Origin of the sequence: Clostridium tarantellae (assembly GCF_009295725.1) — a bacterium.
Lineage (GTDB): Bacteria > Bacillota > Clostridia > Clostridiales > Clostridiaceae > Sarcina > Sarcina tarantellae.
Genome location: NZ_WHJC01000360.1, coordinates 1 through 3070 on the forward strand (window position 1 = coordinate 1; position 3070 = coordinate 3070).

At 34.4% G+C, this 3070-nt stretch carries 3 protein-coding genes and 10 tRNA genes; all 13 read left to right on the forward strand.

Annotated elements, in window-relative coordinates:
• Window positions 1–43 precede the first annotated feature (43 nt).
• On the forward strand, window positions 44–793 hold the full coding sequence (rph, locus tag GBZ86_RS14375; protein ID WP_152891802.1) for a ribonuclease PH: 750 nt from the start codon (window positions 44–46) through the stop codon (window positions 791–793).
• On the forward strand, window positions 794–1414 hold the full coding sequence (locus tag GBZ86_RS14380; RefSeq protein ID WP_152891803.1) for an XTP/dITP diphosphatase: 621 nt from the start codon (window positions 794–796) through the stop codon (window positions 1412–1414).
• 6 nt (window positions 1415–1420) lie between these two features.
• Window positions 1421–1891 carry a metallophosphoesterase gene (locus tag GBZ86_RS14385; protein WP_152891804.1) on the forward strand — a complete coding sequence of 157 codons (471 nt, stop codon included), beginning with the start codon at window positions 1421–1423 and terminating at the stop codon, window positions 1889–1891.
• Between the two features lie 169 nt (window positions 1892–2060).
• Window positions 2061–2137 (forward strand) — tRNA-Arg (locus GBZ86_RS14390).
• 3 nt (window positions 2138–2140) lie between these two features.
• Window positions 2141–2216: transfer RNA gene (locus tag GBZ86_RS14395), tRNA-Pro, on the forward strand.
• Between the two features lie 18 nt (window positions 2217–2234).
• Window positions 2235–2308: transfer RNA gene (locus GBZ86_RS14400), tRNA-Gly, on the forward strand.
• 28 nt (window positions 2309–2336) lie between these two features.
• A tRNA-Arg gene (locus GBZ86_RS14405) sits at window positions 2337–2413 on the forward strand.
• A 4-nt stretch (window positions 2414–2417) separates the two neighbouring features.
• A tRNA-His gene (locus tag GBZ86_RS14410) sits at window positions 2418–2493 on the forward strand.
• 3 nt (window positions 2494–2496) lie between these two features.
• Window positions 2497–2571 (forward strand) — tRNA-Gln (locus GBZ86_RS14415).
• A gap of 4 nt (window positions 2572–2575) precedes the next feature.
• Window positions 2576–2651: transfer RNA gene (locus GBZ86_RS14420), tRNA-Lys, on the forward strand.
• A gap of 6 nt (window positions 2652–2657) precedes the next feature.
• Window positions 2658–2741: transfer RNA gene (locus tag GBZ86_RS14425), tRNA-Leu, on the forward strand.
• A gap of 18 nt (window positions 2742–2759) precedes the next feature.
• A tRNA-Gly gene (locus tag GBZ86_RS14430) sits at window positions 2760–2834 on the forward strand.
• Between the two features lie 3 nt (window positions 2835–2837).
• Window positions 2838–2911: transfer RNA gene (locus tag GBZ86_RS14435), tRNA-Gly, on the forward strand.
• The last annotated feature ends 159 nt before the right edge of the window (window positions 2912–3070 follow it).

The window sequence follows — 3070 nt, forward strand, 5'->3', positions numbered from 1 at the left end:
TAATAAAATATAATATAAATATTGAATTTAAGGAGAAGAGTTGATGAGAAATTTTAAAAGAAAAAAAGAGCAAATTAGACCAGTTAAAATTACTAGAAGTTACACAAAATATGCTGAAGGTTCAGTTCTTATAGAAGTAGGAGATACAAAAGTTATATGCACAGCTTCTATAGAGGATAAGGTTCCTCCATTTTTAAAAGGAAGCGGGGAAGGTTGGATAACGGCAGAGTACAATATGTTACCTAGAAGTACTCAAACTAGAAAAATTAGAGATATAGCTAAGCTTAAAGTAGATGGAAGAACTATGGAGATACAAAGGTTAATAGGAAGAGCTTTAAGGTCAGTAGTAGATATGAAAGCACTAGGAGAAAAAACTATTTGGATAGATTGTGATGTAATACAAGCAGATGGAGGAACTAGAACTACATCTATTACAGGAGCTTTTGTTGCGTTAGTAGATGCAGTTAATAAATTACATAAAGAAAAACCATTTGAAATTTATCCAATTAGAAGTTTTGTTAGCGCAGTAAGTGTTGGAATTGTAGAAGAAGAAAAATTAATAGATTTATGCTATGAAGAAGATTCTAAAGCTATTGTAGATATGAATGTGGTTATGACAGAAGAGGGATGTTTTATAGAGATTCAAGGAACAGGTGAAGAAAGACCTTTTTCAAGAGAAGAATTAAACGAACTATTAGCTTTAGCTGAAAAAGGTGCTAAACAAATGATACAGCATCAAAAAGATACACTTAAAACAGATTGTTTATGGATTGGTACAGGAAAGGATAGGTAAATGAAAAAGTTAATAATAGCAAGTAATAATAAAAATAAAGTTTATGAAATAAAAGAACTTCTTAAAGATTTAAAGATAGAAATTTTATCCCTTAAAGAAGCTAAAATAGATGTTGATGTTGAAGAAGATGGAAGTACTTTTCAAGAAAATTCTTATAAAAAGGCAAAACAAATAAAAGAAATTTTAAATAATAAAAAAGAAGAAAAATTTATTGTAATGGCTGATGATTCGGGATTAGAAGTTGATTGTTTAAATGGTAATCCAGGAGTTTATTCTGCAAGATATGCTGGAGAACATGGAAATGATAAGAAAAACAATGAAAAATTATTAGAAGAATTAAAGCATGTAAAAGATGAGAATAGGAAAGCAAATTTTACATGTTGTATAGTAATGTTAACTGATGATGGAGAAGAAATGATAGCAGAAGGAAAAAGTTATGGTTTTATATCAAGGAGGTTAATAGGTAAGGAAGCTTTTGGATATGATCCTTTATTTTATGTTCCAGAATTAAAAAAAACATTTGCTGAAATGACCCTAAATGAAAAAAATTCTATAAGTCATAGAGGAAGAGCTTTAAAAATAGTTAAGGAGAAGCTTAAACAATATTTAGAAGAGAGGTAATTAAAAATGATTATAGCTGTAGTTAGTGATACACATAACATTACAAATGTAATGAAAAAAATTAAAACCTTAATAAAAGATGCGGATATATTAATACATTTAGGAGATAATATTATAGATTTAGAATATTTAAGTTGTGGATTTAATGGTGAAGTTTATGGCGTAAGAGGAAATTGTGATTATCCTAATGAAGGGGCTATAGAACAAATAATTGAAGTTAATAATAAAAAAATTTTTATGACACATGGTGATAAATATAGTGTAAAGATGGGGCTATCAACTATATTTTATAAAGGTAAAGAGTTGCAGGTTGATATTGTTTTATTTGGTCATACTCATCAAAAAGTTAATATTGAAAAAGAAGGTATGTTGCTTTTAAATCCTGGCAGTCCTTCTTTACCTAAGGATGAAGCTGCTAGTATTGCTTTTTTAGAGATAGGTGAAAAAGGAATAAAGTCATATTATAAAGACATATAAATAAAATAATATATTTAAAGAAAATGGCTTGTTTACTATATTTTCAGAAGAGATTTTTTCTCTTCTGAAAAAAAATATAAAAATATAAATAAAAAGTGTTGACATAATAAAAAGTATGTTGTAGAATAACTATTGTCGTCGAGAGATAACAGCTCGAACGAATAAATGTGTATCTTTAGCTCAGCTGGATAGAGCAACGCCCTTCTAAGGCGTGGGCCTGGGGTTCGAATCCCTAAAGGTACACCATATCGGGGTGTGGCGCAGATGGGAGCGCGCGTGGTTTGGGACCATGAGGTCGCAGGTTCGATCCCTGTCACCCCGACCATTAAACTTAACATTATATGCGGGTGTAGCTCAATGGTAGAGCCCTAGCCTTCCAAGCTAGTTACGTGGGTTCGATTCCCATCACCCGCTCCATAAAACTCAATTAGAGTTTAAATAATGTGTATCTTTAGCTCAGCTGGATAGAGCAACGCCCTTCTAAGGCGTGGGCCTGGGGTTCGAATCCCTAAAGGTACACCATATGGTGGACGTAGTTCAGTTGGTAGAGCACCAGATTGTGGCTCTGGTTGTCGCGAGTTCGAGTCTCGTCGTTCACCCCATATTGGGATATCGCCAAGCGGTAAGGCAACGGACTTTGACTCCGTCATTCACAGGTTCAAATCCTGTTATCCCAGCCATTATGGTTCACTAGCTCAGTCGGTAGAGCACATGACTTTTAATCATGGTGTCCAGGGTTCGATTCCCTGGTGAGCCACCAATGAATGCAGGTGTGGCGGAATTGGCAGACGCACTAGACTTAGGATCTAGCGCCTTTGGCGTGGGGGTTCGACTCCCTTCACCTGCACCATTCATTTAAATTTAATATGCGGAAGTGACTCAATGGTAGAGTGTCACCTTGCCAAGGTGAAAGTTGCGGGTTCGAGTCCCGTCTTCCGCTCCATATGCGGGTGTAGCTCAATGGTAGAGCCCTAGCCTTCCAAGCTAGTTACGTGGGTTCGATTCCCATCACCCGCTCCAAAAAGGTAGTTTAAAAACTACCTTTTTTATTTTTGTATTAATGAATACCACAGGTTTTACCTGTGGTTCTAAAAAGCTTATAGCTATGAGTAGAAAAAAATAAAACCTCCGATGTAAAATAATAGTAGGTTTGCCGACCAAAACTTAATTTTACAAGGA

Excerpts from the sequence above, each read along its gene's own strand:
- rph (WP_152891802.1), top strand. The coding sequence starts at position 44 with ATGAGAAATTTTAAAAGAAAAAAAGAGCAAATTAGACCAGTTAAAATT.
- GBZ86_RS14380 (WP_152891803.1), top strand. The coding sequence starts at position 794 with ATGAAAAAGTTAATAATAGCAAGTAATAATAAAAATAAAGTTTATGAA.
- GBZ86_RS14385 (WP_152891804.1), top strand. The coding sequence starts at position 1,421 with ATGATTATAGCTGTAGTTAGTGATACACATAACATTACAAATGTAATG.